Genomic DNA, 26072 nt, shown 5'->3' on the forward strand with positions numbered 1-26072 from the left:
TGGCCGCGCTGGCCCTGGCCACCGCGGCGCCGCTGGGCGCGCGCAGCGTGGTGCACGCCTCGGCCACGCTCGGTCTGGACGACGCACTGGGCTGGCACCGCCAGGCCCTGGCGGTGGATGCCGCCTGGTCGCCGCGCGCGCGCGCCTGGTGGCGGACGACCAAGACCCCAGCGCCGCCGCGCTGTTTGTGCCCGAGGACCTGCCCGAGCCCGCCGAGGCCACGCACGCGCAGGCCCTGGCCGAGCGCATCGTGCCCTGGATCGCGCGGCTGGGCGGCCGCTGCCGGGTGCTGGCCACCACGCGGCGCGCGGCGCAGCGGATCGCGCAGGCCCTTCAGGCGCGCGCCCGGCCGGACTGGCGGGTGTTGCTGGTGGGCGAGCGCCCCACGCACGCCGCGCTGGAGGCCCTGCGCCGCGCGGGCGGCGCGGCGCCCACGGTGGTGGTGGCCAGCGGCGCGCTGTGGCAGGGCATCGACGTGCCGGGCGAGGCCCTGCAGCTGCTGGTGATCGACAAGCTGCCGTTTGCGCCGCCCGACGACCCCTGGCTGCGGCAGCGCCTGGCGCGCGCCCAGGCGCTGGGCGCCGACCCGTTCAGCGAGGTGCAGCTGGCCGACGCGGCGATGGCCCTGCGACAGGGGGTGGGGCGACTGATCCGCCGCGCGGGCGATCGGGGCCTGATCGTGATCGGCGACGTGCGCCTGCGCCGGCGCGCCTACGGCCCGGCGCTGCTGGCGGCGCTGCCGCCCAGCCGCTGGCTGGACACGGAGGCGGAGGTGGACGCGTGGCTGGGCGAACTGGCGGCGCTCACCAGAGCTTCCACCACGGATCGCTCGACTTCTTGAAGCCGTGCTCGACGTACTCGCTGTTCGGGTAGCTCGCGCGCATCACCCGCGCGGCGTCGTCGCGCAGCTGGGTCATGCCCAGGGCGTCGTAGGACTGCACGAGGATGTACAGCGCCTCTTCGAGCGCGGGCGCGTCGGTGTAATCGGTCAGCGCCGACTGCGCGCGGTTGATGGCCGCCAGGTAGGCGCCCCGGCCGAAGTAGTAGCGCGCCACGTGCACCTCGTACTGCGCGAGCGAGTTCACGATGTAGCGCATGCGCGCCACCGCGTCCGGCGTGTAGCGCGACTGGGGAAAGCGCGTGCTCAGCTCGCGGAAGGCCTCGTAGGATTCCTTGGCCGCCTTCTGGTCGCGCTCGGACAGGTCCTGGCGCGCCAGCGAGCCGAAGAGACCCAGGTTGTCATTGAAGTTGACCAGGCCCTTGAGGTAGAGCGCGTAGTCGAACGCGGGGCTGGCCGGGTGCAGGCGCATGAAGCGGTCCAGCGTGGCCAGGGCCTGCGCGGGCTCGTCGCCGCGGTACTGGGTGTAGGCCTTGTCGAGCTGGGCCTGCTGCGCCAGCGGCGTACCGGCGGCGCGGCCTTCGAGCTTTTCGAACAGGGTGACGGCGCGCGCGTAGTTGCCGGCGTCGCGCTCGTCCGTGGCCTCGCTGTAGAGGCGGTTGGGGCTCCAGCCAATGGTCTCATCGACCGGGGTCGTGCTGCAGCCCTGCAGCAGCAGCGCCAGGGCGACGGCGGCCAGGGACGGGGCCGATAATCCACGGCTCAACTTCAAGGGCATGGCGCTGGAACAGGACTCGTTGAACGAAGCGGACAGTATATCGGCCGGGGGTGTGGCGCCCGAGGGCGAGCCCTGGGACGAACAGGCCGAGCAGCGCCGCCACGAGGTCCCCGCCGGGCTGCATGGCTGGCGGCTGGACCGCGCGCTGGCCGCGCTGGTGCCCGAGTTCTCCCGCTCCTACCTGCAGCAGCTGCTGGCCGACGGCGGCGTGCTCTGGCGCGAGCGCGCCTGCACCAAGGCTGCCACGCGCGTGTCGGCGGGCGACACGGTGGTGGTCGCGCTGCGGCCCACGCCGCAGGCGCGCGCCTTTGTGGCCGAGCCCATGGCGCTGGACCGGGTGTTCGAGGACGAGCACCTGCTGGTCATCGACAAGCCCGCCGGGCTGGTGGTGCACCCGGCGGCCGGGCATTGGGGCGGCACGCTGCTCAACGGCCTGCTCGCGCACCACCCGGGCGCCGCCGCGTTGCCGCGCGCGGGCATCGTGCACCGGCTCGACAAGGACACCTCGGGCCTGATGATGGTCGCCAAGTCGCGCCCCGCCATGCAGGCGCTGGTGAGCGCCATCGCGGCCCGCGAAGTGGGGCGCCAGTACCTGGCCATCGCGCACGGCGCCTGGCGGCACGAGGGCCTGCGCACGGTGCGCGAACCGATCGGCCGCGACCCCCGCAACCGCCTGCGCATGGCGGTGGTGGGCGAGGGCGCGGGCAAGCCGGCGCAGAGCGACTTCCTCGCCCTCGACCGCTGCGGCGAGGCCATGCTGGTGGCCTGCAAGCTGCACACCGGGCGCACGCACCAGATCCGCGTGCACATGGCCTGGCTGGGCCATCCGCTGGTGGGCGACACGCTGTACGGCGGCCGGCCGCTCTGGGGCCTGCAGCGGCAGGCGCTGCACGCGGCGTCGCTGCGCCTGTCGCACCCGGTTTCCGGGGTGCCGCTGGCCTTCTGGCGCGACCCGCCCGAGGACCTGACCGCCGCCTTGGCCGCCGGGGGGCTCCGGTACAATCCGCCCCCTGCCGGCCAGGGCCTGATCGACTGATCCGCCCGCATCGGCGGACGCCCCTTTCGCGGCCCGTGCCGCGGCCCATGCCCGGGACCTCTTCCCCGGCCCCGCCCACCCAGAGCCCATTCTTCGCGGCCCCGGCGCCGAGCGACCAAGACCATCATGAACACCACGGATGCCAAGCGTGTCCTCGAGACGGCCCTCATCTGTGCCGCGCAGCCGATGACGCTGCGCGAACTCTCGGTGCTGTTCGACGGCGAACTCGCCAATGACACCCTCAAGACCCTGCTGGGCGAGCTGCAGCTCGAATGGACCGGGCGCGGCGTGGAGCTGGTGCCCGTGGCCAGCGGCTGGCGCTTCCAGAGCCGGCCCGAGATGCGCCACTACCTGGACCGCCTGCACCCCGAGAAGCCGCCGCGCTACTCGCGCGCCACGCTGGAGACGCTGGCCATCATCGCCTACCGCCAGCCCGTGACGCGCGGCGACATGGAGGACATCCGGGGGGTCACCATCAACTCGCTGATCCTCAAGCAGCTGGAGGACCGCGGCTGGGTCGAGGTGATCGGCCACCGCGAGACCGTGGGCCGTCCGGCGCTGTTCGCCACCACCCGCCAGTTTCTCGACGACCTGGGCCTGAGCTCGCTCGACCAGCTGCCGCCGCTGGAGGCCAGCGGGGTGCAGGAGTCCTCGCTGGGCTCGCTCGATTTCGAGAGCCTGGCGGCGCAGCTGCCGGTCGAGGCGGGCGAGGGCGGCGATGCCGCTGGCGATGCCGCGGCCGAGCCGCCCGCCGAACGCTCGGCCGACGAGACCGCCACCCTGGCCGAGGGCGAACCGCCCGCGGCCGAAGAACCCGCCCCTGAGGACGATTCCGATGAGCCCGGCCACCCCACGCAAACCCCGGCCTGATCGGCCCAGCGCCAGCAAGCCCCGGTCCGATCGGCCGCGCGCCAGCCAGCCGCGCACCGACGCGGCGCGCGTCGACAAGCCGCGCACCGAGCGCCCGTGGCGCGCGGACGCACCCGCGGCCGACGCCGACGCCCTGCGCTTCGACGAGGTCGTCAGCGGCGCCTTCGACGAGGCCCAATCGCAGGCCCCCGAGGCGCCCGCCGAGCCGGCCAAGCGCGTGCTCGCGCCCGAGGCCGAATCGCCCAAGCTGCACAAGGTGCTGGCCCAGGCCGGCCTGGGCTCGCGGCTCGAGATGGAGCAACTCATCGTGCAGGGCCGCCTCTCGGTCAACGGCCAGCCCGCCCACATCGGCCAGCGCATCCAGCACGGCGACCAGATCCGCCTGGACGGCAAGCCCCTGCGCGTGCGCCTGCAGCCGCCGGCGCCGCGCGTGCTGGCCTACCACAAGCCCGCCGGCGAGGTCGTCACCCACGACGACCCGCAGAACCGCCCCACGGTGTTTCGCCGCCTGCCGCGCCTGTACCAGGGCAAGTGGCAGTCGGTGGGGCGGCTCGACCTCAACACCGAGGGCCTGCTGCTGTTCACCAACGCCGGCGAACTGGCCAACCGCCTGATGCACCCGCGCTTCGGCCTGCAGCGCGAGTACGCCGTGCGCGTGCTCGGCGCCATCTCCAACGAAGAGCGGCAGCGCCTGCTGGACGGCGTCCAGCTGGAAGACGGCATGGCGCAGTTCCAGTCCATCGAGGACGGCGGCGGCGAGGGCGCCAACTGCTGGTACCGCGTCACCATCGGCGAAGGCCGCAACCGCGAGGTGCGCCGCCTGTTCGAGGCCGTCGGCCATGCCGTGAGCCGGCTCATCCGCATCCGCTACGGGGCCGTGGTGCTGCCGCGCGGCCTGCCGCGCGGGGCATGGATCGAACTGGGCGAGCGCGACGTGCAGCGCCTGGGCCAGGCGGCCGGCCTGGCCGATGCCACGCCCCGGGGCTCGCGCGGCGACGCCCCGGCCCCGGTCAGCGCGCGCCGCCGCCAGGGGCCGGGTCCCAAATCGCCGCCGCCCAAGCCGTCCGCGCCGCGCCGCGCCGAGGGCGCCGCGGCCCGCGGTCGAAGCAGCGGCGGCCCGCCCGATCCGATGAAGACCAGCCAGGGCTACATCGGCCACGACGCGGTGCAGCGCCAGCGCCGCCAGGGCGGCAAAGCCCCGGGCAAAGGCATCGGCAAACCCCCCCGTCCACAGGGGCGCCGCCCCAGGGGCTGACACTTCCGCCATGTAGAATGGCGGGCTTTGCGGACCACGGGTCCGCTGCTCCGATCGCTCTCAAAACTTCAGGAAACCCATGGCCATCGAACGCACCCTCTCGATCATCAAACCCGACGCCGTCGCCAAGAACGTCATCGGCCAGATTTACGCCCGTTTCGAGGCCGCTGGCCTGAAGGTCGTGGCCGCCAAGATGGCCCACCTGTCGCGCCGCGAAGCCGAGCAGTTCTACGCCGTGCACAGCGCGCGCCCCTTCTTCAAGGACCTGGTCGAGTTCATGATCAGCGGCCCGGTGATGATCCAGGTGCTCGAAGGCGAGGGCGCCATCCTCAAGAACCGCGACCTGATGGGTGCCACCGACCCGAAGAAGGCCGCCGCCGGCACCATCCGCGCCGATTTCGCCGACAGCATCGACGCCAACGCGGTGCACGGCTCCGACGCGCCCGAGACGGCCGCCGTGGAAGTGGGTTTCTTCTTCCCCGGCATGAACGTTTACTCGCGTTGATCATGTCATGACGGTCAACCTGCTCGACTTCGATCTCGAGGGGCTGGCCGCCTTCTGCGAAGGGCTGGGCGAAAAGCGCTTCCGCGCCGTCCAGCTCTTTCGCTGGATCCACCAGCGCGGTGCGTCCGATTTCTCCCAGATGACCGACCTCGCGCGCAGCCTGCGCGAGAAGCTGCCCGGCGTGGCGCGCGTCGAAGGCCTGCGCGTGCTCTCGCGCCAGGACTCGGCCGACGGCACCATCAAGTGGCTGTTCGACGTCGGTGACGGCAACGCCGTCGAGACCGTGTTCATCCCCGAGGACGACCGCGGCACGCTGTGCGTGTCCTCGCAGGCGGGCTGCGCCGTGGGTTGCCGTTTCTGCTCCACCGGGCACCAGGGCTTCTCGCGCAACCTCACCACCGGCGAGATCCTGGCCCAGCTCTGGCACGCCGAGTTCTTCCTGCGCGTGTTTCTCAACCGCCCCGGGGAACGCGTGATCACCAACGTGGTCATGATGGGCATGGGAGAGCCGCTGCAGAACTACCACGCGCTGGTGCCCGCGCTCAAGACCATGCTCGACGACCACGCCTATGGCCTGTCGCGCCGGCGCGTGACCGTCTCCACCTCGGGCGTGGTGCCCATGATCGACCGCCTGGCGCAGGACTGCCCGGTGGCCTTGGCCGTCTCGCTGCACGCGCCCTTCGATCCGCTGCGCGACGACCTGGTGCCGCTGAACCGCAAGTACCCCATCGCCGAACTGCTCGACGCCTGCCTGCGCTACCTGCCGGCCGCGCCGCGCGACTTCATCACCTTCGAGTACTGCATGCTCGACGGCGTGAACGACCAGCCCGAGCACGCGCAGGCCCTGCTCAAGCTGCTGCGCGGGCACGCCGGCCGCGGCGTGCCGGCCAAGCTCAACCTCATTCCCTTCAACCCCTTCCCCGATTCGGGCCTGCGCTGCTCGCCGCGCGCCGCGGTGCAGCGCTTCGGCCAGGCGCTCAACGAAGGGGGCATCGTCACCACGATCCGCAAGACGCGCGGCGACGACATCGACGCCGCCTGCGGCCAGCTCGCCGGCGACGTGCTGGATCGCACCGACGCCGCGCGCCGCATGGCGCGCCGCCGCGAATCGGTGCAGCCCATCCGTTTGATGACCAAGGAAAAGGAAAGGCAGGCATGACCCCCTTCGCGAACCGACCGCCGCGCAGCCGCACCGTCCAAGCCCTGTGGCTCCTGTCCATGGTGCTGGCGCTGGCGTGGTTGGCCGGTTGCGCCTCCTCGCAGGCGCCGCGCGTGTCGGCTTCGCCCACGCCGGGCGTGGAGCCCATCACCGCCTCCGACGAGCCGCCCGCGGTGCGCCGCGCGCGCATCCGCTACGAGCTGGCCGCCAGCTACTACGAGCAGGGCCAGACGACCGTCGCGCTCGACGAGATCAAGCTCTCGCTGCAGGCCGATCCGAACTACGCGCCGGCCTACATCCTGCGCGGCCTGGTCTACATGCGCCTGAACGACGTGGCGCTGGCCGAGGAGAGCTTTCGCCGCGCGCTGCAGATCAACCCGCGCGACGCGCAGGCCCTGCACAGCTACGGCCTGTTCGCCTGTGAGCAGGCCCGCTACGTGCAGGCCGACGAGATGTTCAACCAGGCCCTGGCCGTGCCCACCTACGGCGGGCGCGCGCGCACCTGGCTGGTTCAGGGCGTCTGCCAGATTCGCGCGGGCAAGCTGCAGGACGCCGAGGCCACGCTCGCGCGCGCCTACGAGTTCGACCCGAGCAACCCGATCGCCGCCTACAACCTGGCCAGCCTCAAGCACCGCCGGGGCGACAGCCAGGGGGCCCAGTTCATCATCCGCCGCGTCAACAACTCCGAACTCGCCAACGCCGAAACGCTGTGGCTCGGCGTGAAGGTCGAGCGCCAGCTCAACAACGACGTGGCGGCGGCGCAGCTCGCCCAGCAGCTGGGCCGGCGTTTTCCACAGTCGCCCCAATGGGCGGCGTACCAACGGGGGGCATTCAATGAGTGAGTTGGGGGAGCAGACCCTCGAATCGGCACCGGCGGCGAGCCGGCCGGTGCGTTTGAGCGAGGCCCGCGAGGCCGCGGGACTGCATATCGCGGCACTGGCCGCCGCGCTCAAGGTGCCTGTGCGCAAGCTCGAGGCCCTGGAGGCCGGCCGCTACGAGGAACTGCCCGACCTGACCTTCGCGCGCGCCCTGGCCTCCAGCGCCTGCCGCCAGCTGCGGATCGATCCGGCGCCGGTGCTGGAGCAGATACCGCTGAACCCCAAGCCCGCGCTGCGCGACAGCGACAGCACCATCAACGCGCCCTTCAAGCCCGCGAGCGAGGCGCCCGCCGCCAGCCCGCTGACTTGGCTGTCGCGCCCCGCGCTGCTGGGCGCCATCGCCCTGCTGCTGGCGGCGCTGGTGGTCATGTTCCTGCCCGACATGGAGCCCGCGGACGTGGCGCAGGGCACGCCCGACACCGCCCAGGAGGCCGCCGTGCCCGCGGCCCCCGCCGCCGCGCCGGGGCTGCCGATCTTCCAGCCGTCCGAGGCCACGCCGGGCGCGCCCAGCGCGCCCGCGGGCGAAGAAACCACCGGCCCGGCCGACACCGGGGCGGCCTCGCCGCCGCCGGCCCATTTGCCCACGGCCCCGGGCGCGGCGCCCAGTGCAGCCGCCGCCGCACCCGTCGTCGTCCCCGAGGCGCCGGCCGCGGCCACGCCCCCTGGCGGCGCCGTGCTGCAGATCGAGGCCCGCGACGAGTCCTGGGCCGAGGTGGTGAACGGCACCGGCACCGTGGTGCTGCAGCGGCTGCTGCAGCGCGGCGAGCGCGTCGAGTTCTCGGCCGCCCCGCCGTACGCGGTGACCATCGGCAAGGCCAGCGCGGTGCAGGTCAAGTTGCGCGGCCGCGCCTTCGACGCCGCCGGCGTCGCGCGCAACGACGTCGCGCGCTTCGACGCCAAGTGAGCTCCCGCATGTTCGACGGCCCGATTCCCCTGCCCGAAGCCCCGCGCCGGCGCACCCGCCAGGGCGTGGTGCGCTGGGGCGATCACGGCGTGTCCATCGGCGGCGACGCCCCGGTGCGTGTGCAGTCGATGACCAACACCGACACGGCCGACGCCATCGCCACCGCCATCCAGGTGAAGGAGCTGGCCCAGGCCGGCTCCGAGCTCGTGCGCATCACCGTCAACAACGACGAGGCCGCGAAGGCCGTGCCGCACATCCGCGAGCAGCTCGACCGCATGGGCATCGCGGTGCCCCTGATCGGCGACTTCCACTACAACGGCCACCGCCTGCTCAGCGACCACCCGGCCTGCGCCGAGGCCTTGTCCAAGTACCGCATCAACCCCGGCAACGTGGGGCGCGGCGAGAAAGGCGACCGCCAGTTCGCGCAGATGGTCGAGATCGCCGCGCGCCACGGCAAGCACGTCCGCATCGGCGTGAATTGGGGCAGCCTGGACCAGGACCTGCTCGCGCGCCTCATGGACGACAACCACGCGCGCGCCAAGCCCTGGGACGCCAAGCAGGTGATGTACGAGGCGCTCATTACCTCGGCCATCTCGTCCGCCGAACGCGCCGAGGCCATCGGCCTGCCGGGCGAGAACATCGTGCTGTCCTGCAAGGTCAGCGCGGTGCAGGACCTCATCGCCGTCTACCAGGCGCTGGCGCAGCGCTGCGACTACCCCCTGCACCTGGGCCTCACCGAGGCCGGCATGGGCACCAAGGGCGCGGTGGCCTCCACCGCCGCGCTGTCGGTGCTGCTGCAGCAGGGCATCGGCGACACCATCCGCATCTCGCTCACGCCGCAGCCCGGCGAGGCGCGCACGCAGGAGGTGGTGGTCGGCCTGGAGATCCTGCAGGCCCTGGGCCTGCGCAGCTTCGTGCCCAGCGTGACCGCCTGCCCCGGCTGCGGCCGCACCACCAGCACCACGTTCCAGGAACTGGCCAAGCAGATCGACGATTACCTGCGGGCCTCGATGCCGGTCTGGCGCGAGCGCTATCCGGGTGTCGAGGGGCTGAAGGTCGCGGTCATGGGCTGCATCGTCAACGGCCCGGGCGAAAGCAAGCACGCCGACATCGGCATCAGCCTGCCCGGCACCGGCGAGGCGCCGGCCGCGCCGGTGTTCATCGACGGCCAGAAAGCCGTCACGCTGCGCGGTGAGGGCATCGCGCGCGAGTTCCAGACCATCGTCGAAAACTACATCGAGAAGCGGTTCGGCGTGTTGCACGCCTGACCGCCCTTTTTTCCATGGCCGAGAAACTGGTTGCCGTCAAAGGCATGAACGACATCGCCCCTCCGCAGTCGGCGCACTGGGAGTGGCTGGAAGACACGCTGCGCGCGCTCATGGCGGGCTACGGCTACCGCAACCTGCGCACGCCCATCGTGGAGCCCACGGCGCTGTTCGTGCGGGGCCTGGGCGAGGTGACCGACATCGTCGAGAAGGAGATGTACTCCTTCGAGGACCGGCTCAATGGCGAGCAACTCACGCTGCGGCCCGAGAACACCGCCGGCGTGGTGCGCGCCGCCCTGGAGCATTCCATGCTCTACGACGGCCCCAAGCGCCTGTACTACATGGGCCCCATGTTCCGGCACGAGCGCCCGCAGCGTGGCCGCTACCGCCAGTTCCACCAGTTCGGCGCCGAGGCCCTGGGCTTCGCCGGCCCCGACGTCGACGTCGAACTCATCGTGCTGGCCAGCGACCTGTGGGCCACGCTGGGCCTCACGGGCATCGAGCTCGAGATCAACAGCCTGGGCCAGCCCGCCGAACGCCTGGCGCACCGCCAGGCGCTGATCGCCTACCTGGAGTCGCACGCCGAACAGCTCGACGAGGACGCCAAGCGCCGCCTGCACAGCAACCCGCTGCGCATCCTGGACACCAAGAACCCCGCCATGCAGGCGCTGGTGAACGCGGCGCCCAGGCTCATGGACCACCTGGGTGCCGAATCGCTCGCGCACTTCGGGCGCGTGAAGGCCCTGCTGGAGGCGCATGGCATCGCCTACCGCGTCAATCCGCGCCTGGTGCGCGGCATGGACTACTACAACCTGACGGTGTTCGAGTTCGTCACCACCCAGCTCGGCTCGCAGGGCACGGTGTGCGCGGGCGGCCGCTACGACGGCCTGTTCGAGCAGATCGGCGGCAAGCCCACGCCTGCCGTGGGCTGGGCCCTGGGCATGGAGCGCATCCTGGAGCTGCTGAAAGAGCAGGGCCGCCTGCCCGAAGCGCCGGTGCCCGACGCCTACGCCGTGGTGCCCGACGCCGCCGAGCTGCCGCGCGTCATGCCGCTGCTGCGCGCCCTGCGCCAGGCCGGCGCCCGCGTGCAGATGCACGCCGCCGGTGCCGAGGGCATGGGCAGCATGAAATCGCAGTTCAAGAAGGCCGACGCCAGCGGCGCACGCTTCGCGCTCATCTTTGGAGCCGAGGAAATCGCCTTGGGCCAGGTGGCGCTCAAGCCCCTGCGCGGCGAGCGCGAGCAGGCGGCGGGGCAGGTGATGCTGCCCCTGGCCGATCCCGGCGCCATCGCTGCCCGCCTTCGCGCGCGCTGAGCGGGTCGCCCGCCTACCTACAATCCAGCACTTTCGCGAACGACGAGTCCCATGGCCAAACACCTCGACCTCGAAGAGCAGGAACAGCTCGACCAGATCAAACACTTCTGGGCCAAGTACGGCAACGCCATCAGCTGGCTGCTCATCGTGGTGTTCGGCGGTTTCGCCGCCTACAACGGCTGGAACTGGTGGCAGCGCAACCAGGCGGCCAAGGCGGCGGTGCTCTATGAAGAGGTCGACCGCGCCGTGCAGTCCAAGGACCTGGACCGCGTGGGCCGCGTGCTGGCCGACATGCGCGCCGATTTCGCCCGCACCACCTTCTCCGCCCAGGCCGGCCTGCTGGCCGGCAAGGCGCTGTTCGATGGCGGCCAGCTCGACAAGGCGCGCGAAGCCCTGCAGGCCGTGTTGAACGAGAGCAAGGACGAGGGCCTGCAGGCCGTCGCCCGCCTGCGCCTGGCCTCGGTGGAGCTGCAGGCCGGCAAGCCCGACGCCGCCCTGCAGGTGCTGCAGGCCAAGGTGCCGGCGCCCTTCGAGCCGCTGCTGGCCGACCGCCGTGGCGACGTGCTGCTGGCGCAGGGCAAGACCGACGAGGCCAAGGCCCAGTACGAGGCCGCCTGGAAGGCACTGGATGCCGGCAATGAGGTGCGTCGCCTGGTGGCGGTGAAGCTGGCCTCGCTGGGCGTGGCCGTGGACGCGGGGGCCAAGCCATGAAGCGCCTGGGCACCGCCAGTTTCTGCCTCGTGGCCGCGCTCACGCTCGCGGCCTGCTCCTCCGGGCCCAAGAAGCCGCAGCCGGCGGATCTGGGCCCCGCCACCCAGCTGATGGGCACGCGCCAGATCTGGACCGCCAACGTGGGCGAGGGCGGCCCGGGCTTCGTGCCCGTGCACGCGGGCGGCCGCGTGTTCGCGGCCGGGGCCACCGGCGTGGTGGCCGCCATCGACGCCAACAGCGGCGCCGACGCCTGGCGCGTGGACCTGCGCACCCGCCTGGCCACGGGCGTGGGCAGCGACGGCCAGACCGCCGCCGTCGTCACCGCCGCCAACGTGCTTGTGGCCATCGTCGACGGCGAGGCGCGCTGGCGCGTGCGCCTGCCGGCGCGTTCCTTCACGCCGCCGCTGGTGGCCGGCGGCCGGGTGTTCGTGCTCACCGCCGATCGCAGCGTGGTGGCCTTCGATGCCGCCAATGGCGCGCGCCTGTGGAACCAGACCCGCACCGGCGACCCGCTCACGCTGAACCAGCCGGGCGCGCTCGCGGCCGTGGGCGACACCCTGGTGGCCGGTGTGTCCGGCCGCCTGGTCGGCCTCAATCCCGACAACGGCACGGTGCGCTGGGAAGCGCCCGTGGCCACGGCGCGCGGCACCAACGAAGTCGAGCGCCTGGTCGACGTGCTGGCGCCCGTCAGCCGCATCGGCACCAACATCTGCGTGCGCGCCTACAGCGCCGCGGTGGGCTGCCTGGACGGCGTGCGCGGCTCGGTGATCTGGACCAAACCGGCGCAGGGCGTGGTGGGTGTGCACGGCGACGACCGCCTGCTGTTCGGCACCGAAAGCAACGGCACCCTGCTGGCCTGGCGGCGCGACAGCGGCGAACAGGCCTGGAGTTCCGAGCGCCTGAAGTACCGCCAACTCAGCGCCCCGCTGGCCCTGGGCCGCGTGATCGCGCTGGGTGACGGCACCGGTCTGGTGCACGTGCTGTCGCGCGAGGACGGCAGTGAAATGGCCCGCCTGAGCACCGACGGCTCGGCCATCGTATCGCCGCCCGTGCTGGCAGGCGACGCGCTGGTGGTCATGACAGCGCGCGGCGGCCTGTACGCCTGGCGCCCGCAATAAGGCCCGTGCTCCGTCCATGAAACCCGTCGTCGCGCTCGTGGGCCGCCCCAACGTGGGCAAGTCCACCCTGTTCAACCGCCTCACGGGCACACGCGACGCCATCGTGGCCGACCTGGCCGGCCTCACGCGCGACCGCCACTACGGCAATGGCCGCCTGGGCAAACGTGAGTACATCATCGTCGACACCGGCGGCTTCGAGCCCGACGCCGGCGAGGGCAGCATCTACCGTGAAATGGCGCAGCAGACGCGCCAGGCCGTGGCCGAAAGCGACGTGGTGCTCTTCGTGGTCGATGCGCGCGCCGGCCTGAGCGCGCAGGACCACGACATCGCCAACTACCTGCGCCGCCTGGGCAAGCCCTGCGTGCTGGTGGCCAACAAGGCCGAGGGCATGACCCAGGGCGCCCAGCTGGTGGAGTTCTTCGAACTCGGCCTGGGCGAGGTGCTGCCCGTGTCGGGCGCGCACGGGCAGGGCGTTCGCTCCATGATCGAGACCGCCCTCGACCAGGTCCCCGGCCTGGCCGAGGACGAAGAGGGCGAGGCCGAGGACAACACCGGCACCATCCGCCTGACCGTGGCGGGCCGCCCCAACGTCGGCAAATCCACGCTGATCAATGCCTGGCTTGGCGAGGAGCGCCTGGTCGCTTTCGACATGCCCGGCACCACGCGCGACGCCATCAGCGTGCCCTTCGAACGCAATGGCCAACGCTTCGAGCTGGTCGACACGGCCGGCCTGCGCCGCAAGGGCCGCGTGTTCGAGGCGATCGAGAAGTTCTCCGTCATCAAGACGCTCCAGGCCATCGAGAACGCCAACGTCGTGCTGCTGCTGCTCGATGCCACCCAGGGCGTGACCGACCAGGACGCCCACATCGCGGGCTACATCCTGGAGAGTGGCCGCGCCGTGGTGGTGGCCATCAACAAATGGGACGCGATCGACAGCTACCAGCGCGAGCAGCTGGAGCGCCAGATCGAAAACCGCCTGGCGTTCCTCAAGTTCGCCGCGCTGCACCGCATTTCAGCGAAGAAGCGCCAGGGCCTGGCGCCGCTGTGGGCTTCCATCGCCCAGGCGCACGCCTCGGCCATGCGCAAGATGCCCACCCCGGTGCTGACCCGCCTGCTGCAGGAGGCGGTGGCCTTCCAGGCGCCGTCGCGTGGCGGCCAGGCCCGGCCCAAGATGCGCTACGCCCACCAGGGCGGCATGAACCCCCCGGTGATCGTCATCCACGGCAACTCGCTGGACCGGGTGCCCGACGCCTACCGGCGCTTCCTGGAGGGGCGTTTCCGCAAGGCCTTCGACCTCGTCGGCACCCCGCTGCGCATCGAGTTCAGGACCTCGAGCAACCCTTTCAAGGCCGAATGACCGAGGCACAAATAATGGCCCAGTGAGGCGCAGGGCATGCCCGTGTGGTATGTTTCCACCCTCCAAAACCAGCCGAACACGGAGCATATCGTGAGCAACAACAAAGGCCAGCTCTTGCAAGACCCGTTCCTGAACCAATTGCGCCGGGAACACGTCCCTGTCTCGATCTACCTGGTCAACGGCATCAAGCTGCAGGGCCAGATCGAGTCCTTCGACCAATACGTCGTGCTGTTGCGCAACACCGTGACGCAAATGGTCTACAAGCACGCCATCTCGACCATCGTTCCCGGTCGTCCCGTGCAGTTCTCGGCCAACAACCCCGACGATTCCAACGCCGCCTGAGTCCGCCGCTGCGAGACACGCGCAACCCGAGCCGCCAGGCACGTCCTGACGGCCGGGTGGGCAACGCAGGGCGCGTTGCCCCACCGATTTGACATCTCCCACCGCCCCCCTTCCGAACGCCACACCATCGGTCATCCTGGTGGGGGTTGATTTCGGGCTTCCCCATTTCGATGCCGACCTGCAGGAGCTGGGCCAGCTGGCCGAGACCGCGGGTTACCGCGTGGCCGACCGCGTCAGCTGCAAGCGCCGTGCGCCCGATCCGGCCCTGTTCGTGGGCTCGGGCAAGGCCGACGAGATCAAGATGCTGGTGCAGTCCACCGGCGCCAGCGAGGTGCTGTTCGACCAGGCGCTGAGCCCGGCCCAGCAGCGCAACCTCGAGCGCCACATGGGCTGTCCCGTCAACGACCGCACCCTGCTGATCCTGGAGATCTTCGCGCAGCGCGCGCGCAGCCATGAGGGCAAGCTGCAGGTCGAACTCGCGCGGCTGCAATACCTGTCGACCCGGCTGGTCCGGCGCTGGTCGCACCTGGAGCGCCAGAGCGGCGGCATCGGCATGCGCGGCGGCCCGGGCGAGACGCAGATCGAGCTCGACCGCCGCATGATCGGCGAGGCCATCAAGCGCACCAAGGAGCGCCTGGAAAAGGTCAAGAAGCAGCGCGCCACGCAGCGCCGCCAGCGCCAGCGCCGCGAGGCCTTCACCATCTCCCTGGTGGGGTACACCAACGCCGGCAAGAGCTCGATCTTCAATGCCCTGGTGAAGGCCCGTACCTATGCCGCCGACCAGCTCTTCGCCACGCTGGACACCACCACGCGCCAGCTCTACCTGGGCGAGGCCGGGCGCACGGTGTCGCTGTCCGACACCGTGGGCTTCATCCGCGAGCTGCCGCACGGCCTGGTGGAGGCCTTCGCCGCCACTTTGCAGGAGGCCGCCGACGCCGACCTGCTGTTGCATGTGGTCGACGCCTCCAACCCCGACCACCCCGAGCAGATCGCCGCCGTGCAGCGTGTGCTCGGCGAAATCGGGGCGGCCGAGGTGCCGCAGTTGCTGGTTTTCAACAAGATCGACGCCATGGACCCGGCGAACCGGCCGCTGCGCGCGCTGGACGCGATGGAGGTCGATGGGCAGAGCGTGCCGCGCGTCTTCGTGAGCGCGCTCTCGGGCGAGGGCCTGGCCGAACTGCGGTCCTGGCTGGCGGCCGAGGTGGCGCGCCGCCACGGCGCGCCGGCCGAACAAGACCCCATGCGGCCCGCCGAAGCGGCCGACCCGCTGGTTTGATTGGGCACAATGTGAACTCCGAGTCGATAACAGGAACAACACCGAGCATGGATGTGAACCTTGGGACCCCGCAGGCCGCGCGCGACGCCGCGCCGGCCCGTCCGCGTGGCTGGCGCCGCTGGCTGGGCGTGTTCAACCTCAATGACCCGCGCTGGGGTCGCGAGGACGGTGAGCAAAACGGCCGCGAGGACGATCCGCGATCGCCCCAGCGTCCGCGCGGGCAGGGCCCCAACCAGGGCCCGCCCGATCTGGACGAACTCTGGCGCGACTTCAACCGCAAGCTCGGCGGCCTGCTGGGCAACCGCCGGCCCGGCGGCCCTGGCGGCCCCACGGGCGGCGGCAACGGCGGCGGTCAGGGGTTCAACCCCAACCCCAAGGCCGCCGGCGTGGGCGTGGGCCTCATCGTCGGCATCGCGTTGCTCATCTGGCTGGGCACAGGCTTCTTCATCGTGCAAGAAGGCCAGCAGGCCGTCATCACGCAGTTCGGCCGTTACCACAGCACCGTGGGCGCCGGCTTCAACTGGCGCCTGCCGTACCCCGTGCAACGCCACGAGACCGTGTTCGTGACGCAGCTGCGCTCGGTCGACGTGGGTCGCGACAACATCGTGCCGGCCACGGGCCTGCGCGAGTCGTCCATGCTCACCGAGGACGAGAACATCGTCGACATCAAGTTCGTTGTGCAGTACCGCCTGAGCGACGCGCGCGCCTTCCTCTTCGAAAGCCGCGACCCCGATCTGGCCGTGCTCAAGGCCGCCGAGACCGCCGTGCGCGAGGTGGTGGGCAAGATGAAGATGGACGCCGTGCTGGCCGAGGAACGCGACCAGATCGCGCCTCGCGTGCGCAGCCTCATGCAGACCATTCTCGACCGCTACAAGGTGGGCATCGACGTGGTGGCCGTGAACCTGCAGCAGGGCGGCGTGCGCCCGCCTGAGCAGGTGCAGGCGGCCTTCGACGACGTGCTGCGCGCCGGCCAGGAGCGCGAGCGCGCCAAGAACGAGGCCGAGGCCTACGCCAACGACGTGGTGCCGCGCGCCCGAGGCACGGCCTCGCGACTGAAGGAAGAGGCCGAGGGTTACAAGGCGCGCATCTCCGCCCAGGCGCAAGGCGATTCGCAGCGCTTCAAGTCGCTGCTGGCCGAGTACCAGAAAGCGCCGCAGGTCACGCGCGACCGCCTCTACATCGACACCATGCAGCAGATCTACGGCAACGTGACCAAGGTGCTGGTTGACACGAAAAACGGCGGCTCCAACCTGCTGTACCTGCCGCTCGACCGCCTGATGCAGTCCGCGGGCGCCATGCCGCCGAGCGCGCCCGCCAATGCCCTGCCGAGCACGTCCTCGCCGGCCACCACGGCGGTGCCGACCGAGCGCTCCGGCGATGGCGCCCGCTCGCGCGAGCGCGAAAGCCGCTGATCCAGGGAGCCAGAACATGAACAAACTCGGTTTCGTCATCACCTCCCTCATCGTGCTGCTGGCCGTGGCCAGCTCCATGCTGTTCGTCGTCGACCAGCGCCAGTTCGGCGTGGTGTATCAGCTCGGTCAGATCAAGCAGGTCGTGACCGAGCCCGGCCTGAACTTCAAGCTGCCGCCGCCGTTTCAGAACGTCACCTACATCGACAAGCGCCTGCTCACGCTCGAGAGCCAGGACAGCGAGCCGACCCTCACCGCCGAGAAGCAGCGCGTGGTGATCGACTGGTACGTGCGCTGGCGCATCAGCGACCCGCAGGCCTACATCCGCAACGTGGGCACGAACGAGCGCGCGGGCGCCCTGCAGCTCAACCGCGTGGTACGCAACGCGTTCCAGCAGGAAGTCAACAAGCGCACCCTGCGCGAACTGCTCGCCACGCACCGCGAGGAGCTCATGCGCGAAGTGCAGCGCGGCGTGGTGGCGGCGGTGCAGAGCGCCAACCAGCCCTGGGGCATGGAGGTGGTGGACGTGCGCATCAACCGCGTCGACTACGCCGAGTCCATCGTGTCTTCCGTCTACCAGCGCATGGAGGCCGAACGCAAGCGCGTGGCCAACGAGCTGCGCTCCACCGGCTACGCCGAGGGCGAGGCGATCCGCGCCGACGCCGACCGCCAGCGCGAGGTGATCGTGGCCGAGGCCTACCGCGACGCCCAGCGCATCAAGGGCGAGGGCGACGCCGCCGCCGCGGCCTCGTTCGCCGAGGCCTTTGGCCGCGACCCGGCCTTCGCGCAGTTCTACCGCAGCCTGGAGGCCTACAAGGCCAGCTTCACGGGCCGCAACGACGTGATGGTGGTCGATCCCTCGACCGACTTCTTCCGGGCGCTGCGCAGCCCGAGCGCGGCGACGCAGCGCTGAACATGAACGGCGGTGGCGGCGACGCCTGGTGGCTGGCGCTGGGACTCGTCCTGGTGTTCGAGGGCTTGCTCCCGCTGCTGTCTCCCGGCGGCTGGCGCCGCGTTTTTACGCAGATGCTCTCGCTGCGCGACGGGCAAATCCGCTTCTTCGGGCTCATCAGCGTGGCCGCGGGCCTGCTGATTGCGGGCCTGTTCGCCTGAGCCCAGGCCGGTGCCTGCCGGGGCCCCGCATGGGTCCCGGTAGAATCCGGTTTTTAACAGCGCCTGAAAACGCCATGTCCGCCTGGGTCCTCCCGGATCACATCGCCGATGTCCTGCCGTCCGAGGCCCGGCACATCGAAGAGCTCCGCCGAAGCCTGCTCGATACCGCCCGCGCCCACGGCTACGAGCTGGTGATGCCGCCGTTGCTCGAGCACATCGAGTCGCTGCTCACCGGTACCGGTGAATCGCTCGATCTGCACACCTTCAAGCTCGTGGACCAGCTCAGCGGCCGCACGCTGGGCCTGCGCGCCGACAGCACGCCCCAGGTGGCGCGCATCGACGCGCACCTGCTCAACCGCCAGGGCGTGGCGCGCCTGTGCTACTGCGGCCCCGTGGTGCACACGCGCATGGAGCGCCCGGCGTCCAGCCGCGAGCCGCTGCAGTTTGGCGCCGAGATCTATGGCCACGCCGGGCTGGAGGCCGATCTGGAAGCGCTTGAGCTGGCCCAGGCCTGCCTGCGCGGCGCCGGCCTGCGCGAGCTGCAGGTCGATCTGGCCGACGTGCGCATCATCGACGCCGTGCTGGATCCGCTGAAGCTGCCCGCCGCCCGGGTGGCCTTGCTGCACGCGGCCCTCACCGCCAAGGACGTGGCCGAGCTGCGCCTGCTCTCCAAGGCCCTGCCCGCGGCCGTGCAGCGCGACCTGAGCGCGCTGGCCACGCTGTTCGGCGATGCCGCGGTGCTGGCCGAGGCGCGCCGCGTGCTCACGCCGTCGCCGGCCTTGCACGCCGCGCTGGACCAGCTGCAGTGGCTGGCCGAGCACGTGCAGGGCATGGCGGTCTCGTTCGACCTGTCCGACCTGCGCGGCTACGCCTACTACACCGGTGTGCGTTTCGCCGTCTTCGCGCGCGACGCGCGCGGCCCGGCCGCCGACATCGCGCGCGGCGGCCGCTACGACGAGGTGGGGGCCGTGTTCGGGCGCAAGCGCCCGGCCGTCGGCTTCAGCCTCGACCTCAAGGAACTCGTCGCCTGCGTGGCCCCGCGCCCCCTGGTGGCCGCCATCCGCGCTCCCTGGGGCATGGACGCCGGCCTGCGCCAGGCGGTGGCCCTCCTGCGCGCCCAGGGCCACACCGTGGTCTGTGCCCTGCCGGGGCACGAGCACGAGGTCGATGAGTTCCTGTGTGACCGCGAGCTGGTGCCCGACACCGGCCGCCCGGACGGCTGGACCGTCCGGCCTCTTTGACTGGAAACCGAGATGAGCAACAAGGACCGCGCCGCAACCCCCGGGCGCAACGTGGTGGTGGTCGGCACCCAGTGGGGCGACGAAGGCAAGGGCAAGCTGGTCGACTGGCTGACCGAAACCGCGCAGGGCGTGGTGCGTTTCCAGGGCGGCCACAACGCGGGCCACACCCTCGTCATCAACGGCGTGAAGACGGCGCTGCACCTCATTCCCAGCGGCATCATGCGCGCGGGCGTCAAGTGCTACATCGGCAACGGCGTGGTGCTCTCGGTCGGCAAGCTGTTCGAGGAAATTGCGGGGCTGGAGAAGGCGGGCGTCGAGGTGCGTTCGCGCCTGCGGGTGAGCGAGGCCTGCCCGCTGATCCTGCCCTTCCACGCCGCGGTCGACATCGCGCGCGAGGCCGCCAAGGTCAAGGCCGGCACCGAGAAGATCGGCACCACGGGCCGCGGCATCGGCCCGGCTTACGAAGACAAGATCGCGCGCCGCGCGCTGCGTGTGCAGGACCTGAAGTACCCCGAGCGCTTCGCCGCCAAGCTGCGCGAACTGCTGGACCTGCACAACCACGTGCTCACCACCTACCTGCATTCGGCCGACATGGCCTGGGACGACAAGATCGCGCCCTACATGAAGGACGGCGCCATCCAGTTCGAGCGCGTCTACGCCGAGGCCATGGCCCAGGCCGAGCAGCTCAAGCCCATGATCGCCGACGTCTCGCGCGAGCTCAACGAAGCGCACCAGGCCGGCGCCAACCTGCTGTTCGAGGGCGCGCAGGGCACGCTGCTCGACATCGACCACGGCACCTACCCCTTCGTCACTTCCAGCAACTGCGTGGCCGGCAACGCCGCGGCCGGCGCGGGCGTGGGCCCGCAGCTGCTGCACTATGTGCTGGGCATCACCAAGGCCTATTGCACGCGCGTCGGCGGCGGCCCGTTCCCCACCGAACTCGACTGGGAAACGGAAGGCACGCCGGGCTGGCACATGGCCACCGTCGGCGCCGAAAAGGGCGTCACCACCGGCCGCTCGCGCCGCTGCGGCTGGTTCGACGCCGCGCTGCTCAAGCGATCGGCCCAGGTGAACGGACTGTCGGGCCTGTGCATCACCAAGCTCGACGTACTCGACGGTCTGACCGAGCTGCAGCTGTGCACGGGCTACGAGCTCGACGGTGAGCGCATCGACATCCTGCCCATGGGCGCCGACGAGATCGCGCGCTGCCGCCCGATCTACGAGACCATCCCCGGCTGGACGGAGTCCTCCGTGGGCGTCACGCGCTTCGAGGACCTGCCCGCGAACGCGCGCCACTACCTCAAGCGCATCCAGGAGACCACCGGCGTGCCGATCCACGTGGTGTCCACCAGCCCCGACCGCGACCACACCATCCTGCTGCAGCACCCCTTCCAGGGGTGAGCACGGGTAAGCCCGGGTAGGGCGTTCGCCCGCCCCACGACACACTGTTCCGACCCTCCCAGCCTGGAGTCCGCACGCATGCTCACCGAAGACGGCAAACACCTCTACGTCTCCTACGACGAGTACCACAACCTCATCGAAAAGCTGGCGCTCAAGGTGTACCAGTCGGGCTGGGAGTTCGACACCATCCTGTGCCTGGCGCGCGGCGGCATGCGCCCGGGCGACATCCTCTCGCGCATCTTCGACAAGCCGCTGGCCATCATGTCCACCAGTTCCTACCGCGCCGAGGCCGGCACGGTGCAGGGCAAGCTCGACATCGCGCGCTACATCACCACGCCCAAGGGCGAAATCGCCGGCAAGGTGCTGCTGGTCGACGACCTCGCCGACTCGGGTCACACGCTCAAGGTGGTGATCGACCTGCTCAAGAACAACTACTCACCCATCACCGAGCTGCGCAGCGCGGTGATCTGGACCAAGCAGCTGTCCACCTTCACGCCCGACTATTCGGTGGAATACCTGCCCACCAACCCGTGGATCCACCAGCCCTTCGAGGGCTACGACAGCCTGCGCCCCGCGCAGCTGCTGGAAAAGTGGAAGCTCTGAGCGAATGAGCCGCGAGCGCCTGTCCACCCAGCTCATCCACCACCCTTACAAGCCCCCCGAGGGCTTCGAGGCTGTCGCGCCTGGCGTGCACAAGGCCTCCACCGTCATCTTCCCGAACGTGCACGCCTTGCGCACGTACGACTGGAAGGACAAGAGCGGCTACACCTACGGCCTGCACGGCACGCCCACCACCTTCACGCTGGAGGAGCGCATCTCCACCCTGGAGGGCGGCACGCACTGCGTGCTGGCGCCCAGCGGCCTGGCCGCCGTGGCCCTGGTGGACATGGCCTTCCTGCGCACGGGCGACGAACTGCTGATCCCGGACAACGCCTACGGGCCGGGCAAAACCTTCGCCGAGGGCGAACTGGCGGCCTGGGGCATCCCGCACCGCTTCTACGACCCCATGAGCCCGGCCGATCTGGCCGCGAAGATCTCGCCGGCCACCCGTCTGGTCTGGCTGGAGGCGCCCGGGTCCATCACCCTGGAGTTCCCCGACATTCCCGCGCTGGTGGCCGTGGTGCGCCAGGCCAGCGAAGGCCGTGAGAGGCCCATCGTCACCGCGCTGGACAACACCTGGGGCGCGGGCATCGCATTTGCCGCCTTCGATCTGGGGGTGGACCTGTCCGTACAGGCGCTCACCAAGTACCCCAGCGGCGGTGCCGACGTGCTCATGGGTTCGGTGGTCACGCGCGACGAGGCCCTGCATCGCACCGTTCTGCTGTGCCACATGCGCCTGGGCCTGGGCGTGGCCGGCAACGACGCCGAACTCGTGCTGCGCGGCCTGCCCAGCATCGAGCTGCGCTACCGCGCCCAGGACGCCGCCACGCGCGAGCTGGCGCACTGGATGCAGGGCCAGCCCGGCGTGGCGCAGGTCTTCCATCCGGCGCTGGCGGGCTCGCCCGGCCATGGCACCTGGCAACGCGATGCCCGGGCGGCCGGCTGCCTGTTCAGCGCGGCCTTCGACGCGTCCATTCCCCAGGAGCGCATCGACGCCTTCTGCGACAGCCTGCGCGTGTTCAAGCTGGGCTGGAGCTGGGCCGGTCCCATCAGCCTGTGCGCACCGTACCGCATGAGCGCCATCCGGACATTGGGTTGGCCTCACGCGGGGGGTCTGGTACGCTTTGCCATCGGTCTGGAACACGTCGAAGACCTGCGGGCCGACCTGGCGCAGGCCTTGCCCCGCTTGCAGTCCTGACCCCCTTCAACCCGACGAAAGCGCGATTTGGCTACACCCAACTACGGTTACGAGAAACGGCAGCGCGAGCTGGCCAAGAAGCAGAAGAAGGAAGAGAAACTGCGCGCCAAGGCCGCGCGCAAGACCAGCGAGCACCCGGACGGTGCCGACCAGCCCGATGGCGAGGCGACCGGTGCGCCGAGCGATGCCGGGCAGGGCGATGGTGGCGCCGGCGGCGCCAACTGAACGTCTCAGCCGGCCTTTGGGGCCGGTGCCGTTTCGCTGTCGATGAGGCGACGCGCGGCCGCGCGCATCGCCGCCATCGACCGGTCGGCGGGCTCGCAGGGCAGGGCCTCGGCGAAGCGGCGGAAGTTGCGCGAGGTCGAGGCCGCGTAGGTGGGGTCGTAGTGCTGGGCCAGCAGATCGCGCACCATGTCCGGCGTGCGCCCCGCGCGCACCAGCCCGATCCAGCCGTTGACCACCTCGCCGCCCCGCACCGCGCGCAGGGCCTGCAGGCGCCCGATCAGCAGTTCGGGGTCGCGCACGAAGTAGTCGTAGTCCTCGAGCAGCAAGGCGACGCGTTCCTCGTCGCTCAGGCGCAGGGCGATGCACTCGCTGGCGCGCAGGGCGTCCATCAGTCCATCGGGCACGCGCAGGTTGCCCACCTTCTTGCTTTCGCTTTCGGCGTACACCGGCCGCCCGGGGTCGAAGCGGCGCAGCGCGTCCCACAGCAAGGAATCGAAGCCCTTCTGGCTGGGCTGTGGCTGGCCGGGCAGGTGGCCCAGCACCGAGCTTCGGTGGCAGGCCAGGCCCTCCAGGTCGAGCACCTGCGCACCCTCGGCCGCCAGCGCGTGCAGCAGCCGCGTCTTGCCGCTGCCCGTGGGGCCGCAGACGACGCGGTAGCGCAAGCCCTCGGCCAGGCGGGGCAGGTCGTCCACCAGCGCGGCGCGCCAGGCCTTGTAGCCGCCGTCGATGAGCGTGACCTGGAAACCGATGGCGCCCAGGATGGTGGCCAGGGCGCCGCTGCGGTTGCCGCCGCGCCAGCAGTAGACCAGCGGGCGCCAGCCCTTGGGCTTGTCGAGCACCTCGCGCTCGATATGGGCGGCGATGTTGCGCGCGGCGAGCGCCGCGCCGCGCTTCTTGGCCTCGAAGGCGCTCACCTGTTTGTACATGGTGCCGATGTCGATGCGCTCGGCGTTGTCCAGCGTGGGCCAGTTCAGGGCGCCGGGCACGTGGTCGAGCGCGTGCTCGTCCTCGGTGCGGGCGTCGATGATCGTGTCGAATTCGGCGAGGCGGCGCAGGGCGTCGCCCGCGCTCAGGGTGGCAACGGGCATGGGCCCGATTATCCCGCCGTGACCAGTTTGCGCAGTTCAGGCCAGACCGTGTCGCGCATGGTGGGCTGGGCCTTCTCGTTCGGGTGGATGCGGTCGCTCTGGAACAGCGCCAGCGGGTCGGCGCCGTCGGCCACGCCCTTGAGGAAGAAGGGCACCAGCGCGGCCTTTTCCTGCCGCGCCACGAGGGCGAACAGTTCGCGGAATTCCTGTCCGTACTTCGCGCCGTAGTTGGGCGGCATCTCCATGCCCAGCAGCAGCACGCGCGCGCCGGCGGCCTTGGCGGCGCGCGCCATGGCGGCGAGGTTGTCGCGCGTCATGCTCAGCGGCAGGCCTCGCAGGGCGTCGTTGCCGCCCAGTTCGATGACCACGACCGAGGGCCGGTGCTGCTGGAGCAGCGCCGGCAGGCGCGAACGCCCGCCCGAGGTGGTGTCGCCGCTGACGCTGGCATTGACCACCCGCGCCGGAACCTTTTCGGCCTTGAGCCGCTCTTCGGTGAGCGCGACCCAGCCGCTGCCCCGGCGCAGGCCGTACTCGGCGCTGAGCGAATCGCCCACCACCAGCACCACGGGCTCGGCCTTGCCCTGGGCGCGCAGCGCGCCCGCCTGGCCGAGCGCCCACGCCGCCACCAGGCTCAGGCTAAAGTGGCGGCGGTTCGTCTTCAGGGAATGCTTCATGTCCGATGTGATGATTGCGGTCAGCCATGTGTTCAAGTCGGTGTCCGACTCGACGGGCACGCTGACCATTCTGCGCGATATCGATTTCAGCCTGCGCCGCGCCGAAACCGTGGCCATCGTGGGCGCCTCGGGCTCGGGCAAAAGCACCTTGCTGTCGATCATCGCGGGCTTGGATACCCCGACGCAGGGAACGGTTCACATCGATGGCGTCGATCTGTTCGCCATGGACGAGGACCGCCGCGCCGCGCTGCGCGCCGAGAAAGTGGGTTTCGTGTTCCAGAGCTTCCAGCTGCTGGCCAACCTGACGGCATTGGAGAACGTGATGCTGCCGCTGGAGTTGGCTGGGCGGCGCGATGCCCGCGCCGCCGCCACGCAGATGCTGCAGCGCGTGGGCCTGGGCGAGCGGCTCAACCACTACCCCAAGGTGCTGTCGGGCGGCGAGCAGCAGCGCGTGGCCCTGGCGCGGGCCTTCGTGGTGCGCCCGGCCGTGCTGCTGGCCGACGAGCCCACGGGCAGCCTGGACTTCGCCACCGGTGCCAGCGTGATGGAGCTGATGTTCGAGCTCAACCGCGAGCAGCACACCACGCTGGTGCTGGTCACGCACGACCGCGGCATCGCCGAGCGCTGCGAGCGCCGCATCACCATCAGCGCGGGCCAGGTGGCCGACATCAGCGCCGGCGTCGCGGCCTGAGGCGCCGCGCGCGGGCTGGCGGGGCCGCCGGGGCCGGGGGCCGATAATCGCGGCCATGTCCGCTCCGCCCAAAGCCCCGTCCGCCACCAAAGTCCTGTTCGGTTTCCACGCGGTCGGCGTGCGCCTGAAGACCGCGCCGCAGAGCCTGGTCGAGGTCTACGTGGACAGCTCGCGGCGCGACGCGCGCATGCGCCAGTTCCTCGACCGCGCCAAGGAAGCCGGTGTGCGCCTGATCGAGGCCGACGCCTTGCGCATCGCCAAGCTCGCGGGCAGCCACGGCCACCAGGGCGTGGCCGCGCGCGTGCTGCCCGTCGAACAGGCCCGCTCGCTCGACGATCTGCTGGACCAGGTGGACGGCGTGGGCCAGGCACCGTTGCTGCTGGTGCTCGACGGCGTCACCGATCCCCACAACCTGGGCGCCTGCCTGCGCGTGGCCGATGGCGCCGGCGCGCACGCCGTGGTGGCGCCCAAGGACCATGCGGTGGGCCTGAACGCCACCGTGGCCAAGGTGGCCAGCGGCGCGGCCGAGACCATGCCGTACTTCATGGTGACCAACCTGGCGCGCACGCTCAATGAGCTCAAGGAACGCAACATCTGGGTCATCGGCACCAGCGACGACGCGCCCCAATCGGTCTACGAGGTTGACCTACGGGGCCCGGTGGCCCTGGTGCTGGGCGCCGAAGGCCCGGGCATGCGCCAGCTCACGCGCAAGACCTGCGACGAGCTGGTGCACATCCCCATGCGCGGGGCGGTCGAGAGCCTGAACGTTTCCGTGGCCAGCGGCATCTGCCTCTACGAGGCCCTGCGCCAGCGCGGCTGATCCCCCC

At 70.9% G+C, this 26072-nt stretch carries 28 protein-coding genes; 25 read left to right on the forward strand and 3 right to left on the reverse strand.

What is annotated here, in order from left to right; all coding sequences use genetic code 11:
• The first annotated feature begins 286 nt into the window (after positions 1 to 286).
• A complete protein-coding gene (locus SOM08_RS13365) occupies positions 287 to 841 on the forward strand; it encodes a helicase C-terminal domain-containing protein (protein WP_322469089.1) in 555 nt (184 codons plus the stop codon).
• Here SOM08_RS13365 and SOM08_RS13370 read toward each other — a convergent pair.
• The gene (locus tag SOM08_RS13370; RefSeq protein WP_070400043.1) at positions 804 to 1616 is read right to left on the reverse strand and encodes an outer membrane protein assembly factor BamD; all 813 of its coding nucleotides are present in this window, start codon (positions 1614 to 1616) and stop codon (positions 804 to 806) included. The two genes, SOM08_RS13365 and SOM08_RS13370, sit on opposite strands and share 38 nt — an antisense overlap.
• Between SOM08_RS13370 and SOM08_RS13375 the strand changes: the two genes are divergently transcribed.
• From SOM08_RS13375 to SOM08_RS13480, 22 genes are all read left to right on the forward strand, one after another.
• On the forward strand, positions 1615 to 2652 hold the full coding sequence (locus SOM08_RS13375; RefSeq protein WP_116957125.1) for an RluA family pseudouridine synthase: 1038 nt from the start codon (positions 1615 to 1617) through the stop codon (positions 2650 to 2652). The two genes, SOM08_RS13370 and SOM08_RS13375, sit on opposite strands and share 2 nt — an antisense overlap.
• 126 nt (positions 2653 to 2778) lie before the next feature.
• Entirely contained in the window at positions 2779 to 3522 is a 744-nt protein-coding gene (gene scpB / locus SOM08_RS13380) for an SMC-Scp complex subunit ScpB (protein ID WP_322469090.1), read from the forward strand.
• Positions 3488 to 4777: a 23S rRNA pseudouridine(2605) synthase RluB gene (gene rluB / locus SOM08_RS13385; RefSeq protein WP_322469091.1), complete on the forward strand. Its 1290-nt coding sequence runs from the start codon at positions 3488 to 3490 to the stop codon at positions 4775 to 4777. The genes scpB and rluB overlap by 35 nt, the downstream gene beginning before the upstream one ends.
• A gap of 79 nt (positions 4778 to 4856) precedes the next feature.
• Positions 4857 to 5282 (forward strand): nucleoside-diphosphate kinase, encoded by a 426-nt coding sequence (ndk, locus tag SOM08_RS13390; RefSeq protein ID WP_070400047.1) that lies wholly within the window; start codon positions 4857 to 4859, stop codon positions 5280 to 5282.
• 7 nt (positions 5283 to 5289) lie between these two features.
• Entirely contained in the window at positions 5290 to 6441 is a 1152-nt protein-coding gene (gene rlmN, locus SOM08_RS13395) for a 23S rRNA (adenine(2503)-C(2))-methyltransferase RlmN (RefSeq protein WP_116957127.1), read from the forward strand.
• Complete coding sequence (gene pilW / locus SOM08_RS13400; RefSeq protein WP_116957128.1) at positions 6438 to 7283, forward strand: type IV pilus biogenesis/stability protein PilW; 846 nt, start codon at positions 6438 to 6440, stop codon at positions 7281 to 7283. The genes rlmN and pilW overlap by 4 nt, the downstream gene beginning before the upstream one ends.
• Positions 7276 to 8223, forward strand: coding sequence for a helix-turn-helix domain-containing protein (locus SOM08_RS13405; RefSeq protein WP_322469092.1), 948 nt, complete (start codon positions 7276 to 7278; stop codon positions 8221 to 8223). Before pilW ends, SOM08_RS13405 begins: the two co-directional genes overlap by 8 nt.
• Before the next feature lie 8 nt (positions 8224 to 8231).
• Complete coding sequence (gene ispG / locus SOM08_RS13410; RefSeq protein ID WP_322469093.1) at positions 8232 to 9491, forward strand: flavodoxin-dependent (E)-4-hydroxy-3-methylbut-2-enyl-diphosphate synthase; 1260 nt, start codon at positions 8232 to 8234, stop codon at positions 9489 to 9491.
• A gap of 14 nt (positions 9492 to 9505) precedes the next feature.
• On the forward strand, positions 9506 to 10801 hold the full coding sequence (hisS, locus tag SOM08_RS13415; RefSeq protein WP_116957131.1) for a histidine--tRNA ligase: 1296 nt from the start codon (positions 9506 to 9508) through the stop codon (positions 10799 to 10801).
• 51 nt (positions 10802 to 10852) lie between these two features.
• Positions 10853 to 11512: a YfgM family protein gene (locus tag SOM08_RS13420; protein ID WP_116957132.1), complete on the forward strand. Its 660-nt coding sequence runs from the start codon at positions 10853 to 10855 to the stop codon at positions 11510 to 11512.
• Entirely contained in the window at positions 11509 to 12630 is a 1122-nt protein-coding gene (gene bamB / locus SOM08_RS13425; RefSeq protein ID WP_116957133.1) for an outer membrane protein assembly factor BamB, read from the forward strand. The genes SOM08_RS13420 and bamB overlap by 4 nt, the downstream gene beginning before the upstream one ends.
• 16 nt (positions 12631 to 12646) lie before the next feature.
• Complete coding sequence (der, locus tag SOM08_RS13430; RefSeq protein ID WP_116957134.1) at positions 12647 to 13987, forward strand: ribosome biogenesis GTPase Der; 1341 nt, start codon at positions 12647 to 12649, stop codon at positions 13985 to 13987.
• Between the two features lie 36 nt (positions 13988 to 14023).
• The gene (gene hfq / locus SOM08_RS13435) at positions 14024 to 14329 is read left to right on the forward strand and encodes an RNA chaperone Hfq (RefSeq protein ID WP_070400056.1); all 306 of its coding nucleotides are present in this window, start codon (positions 14024 to 14026) and stop codon (positions 14327 to 14329) included.
• Between the two features lie 88 nt (positions 14330 to 14417).
• Entirely contained in the window at positions 14418 to 15605 is a 1188-nt protein-coding gene (gene hflX, locus SOM08_RS13440; RefSeq protein WP_116957135.1) for a GTPase HflX, read from the forward strand.
• 47 nt (positions 15606 to 15652) lie between these two features.
• Positions 15653 to 17017, forward strand: coding sequence for an FtsH protease activity modulator HflK (hflK, locus tag SOM08_RS13445; RefSeq protein ID WP_245980760.1), 1365 nt, complete (start codon positions 15653 to 15655; stop codon positions 17015 to 17017).
• A 16-nt stretch (positions 17018 to 17033) separates the two neighbouring features.
• Positions 17034 to 17927: a protease modulator HflC gene (gene hflC / locus SOM08_RS13450; RefSeq protein WP_116957136.1), complete on the forward strand. Its 894-nt coding sequence runs from the start codon at positions 17034 to 17036 to the stop codon at positions 17925 to 17927.
• A 2-nt stretch (positions 17928 to 17929) separates the two neighbouring features.
• Complete coding sequence (locus SOM08_RS13455; protein ID WP_322469094.1) at positions 17930 to 18127, forward strand: DUF2065 domain-containing protein; 198 nt, start codon at positions 17930 to 17932, stop codon at positions 18125 to 18127.
• 74 nt (positions 18128 to 18201) lie between these two features.
• A complete protein-coding gene (locus tag SOM08_RS13460; protein WP_116957138.1) occupies positions 18202 to 19368 on the forward strand; it encodes an ATP phosphoribosyltransferase regulatory subunit in 1167 nt (388 codons plus the stop codon).
• Positions 19369 to 19380: 12 nt separating this feature from the next.
• Positions 19381 to 20769, forward strand: coding sequence for an adenylosuccinate synthase (locus tag SOM08_RS13465; RefSeq protein ID WP_116957139.1), 1389 nt, complete (start codon positions 19381 to 19383; stop codon positions 20767 to 20769).
• A gap of 78 nt (positions 20770 to 20847) precedes the next feature.
• A complete protein-coding gene (locus SOM08_RS13470; RefSeq protein ID WP_070400062.1) occupies positions 20848 to 21372 on the forward strand; it encodes a phosphoribosyltransferase in 525 nt (174 codons plus the stop codon).
• A gap of 4 nt (positions 21373 to 21376) precedes the next feature.
• Positions 21377 to 22567 (forward strand): PLP-dependent transferase, encoded by a 1191-nt coding sequence (locus tag SOM08_RS13475; protein ID WP_322469095.1) that lies wholly within the window; start codon positions 21377 to 21379, stop codon positions 22565 to 22567.
• Between the two features lie 27 nt (positions 22568 to 22594).
• Positions 22595 to 22792 (forward strand): hypothetical protein, encoded by a 198-nt coding sequence (locus SOM08_RS13480; protein WP_116957141.1) that lies wholly within the window; start codon positions 22595 to 22597, stop codon positions 22790 to 22792.
• A 5-nt stretch (positions 22793 to 22797) separates the two neighbouring features.
• Here SOM08_RS13480 and mnmH read toward each other — a convergent pair whose 3' ends face one another.
• Positions 22798 to 23880, reverse strand: a complete 1083-nt coding sequence (gene mnmH / locus SOM08_RS13485) for a tRNA 2-selenouridine(34) synthase MnmH (protein ID WP_322469096.1) — start codon at positions 23878 to 23880, stop codon at positions 22798 to 22800.
• Between the two features lie 8 nt (positions 23881 to 23888).
• Entirely contained in the window at positions 23889 to 24554 is a 666-nt protein-coding gene (locus SOM08_RS13490; RefSeq protein ID WP_322469097.1) for an arylesterase, read from the reverse strand.
• On the opposite strand from SOM08_RS13490, the gene SOM08_RS13495 reads away from it, so the two are divergent.
• A complete protein-coding gene (locus SOM08_RS13495) occupies positions 24553 to 25245 on the forward strand; it encodes an ABC transporter ATP-binding protein (protein WP_070400067.1) in 693 nt (230 codons plus the stop codon). The genes SOM08_RS13490 and SOM08_RS13495 overlap by 2 nt on opposite strands.
• 55 nt (positions 25246 to 25300) lie before the next feature.
• Positions 25301 to 26065 (forward strand): 23S rRNA (guanosine(2251)-2'-O)-methyltransferase RlmB, encoded by a 765-nt coding sequence (rlmB, locus tag SOM08_RS13500; protein WP_116957144.1) that lies wholly within the window; start codon positions 25301 to 25303, stop codon positions 26063 to 26065.
• Positions 26066 to 26072: the final 7 nt, after the last annotated feature.

It is taken from the genome of Hydrogenophaga sp. SNF1, assembly GCF_034421675.1.
Classification (GTDB): Bacteria; Pseudomonadota; Gammaproteobacteria; order Burkholderiales; family Burkholderiaceae_C; genus Hydrogenophaga; species Hydrogenophaga borbori.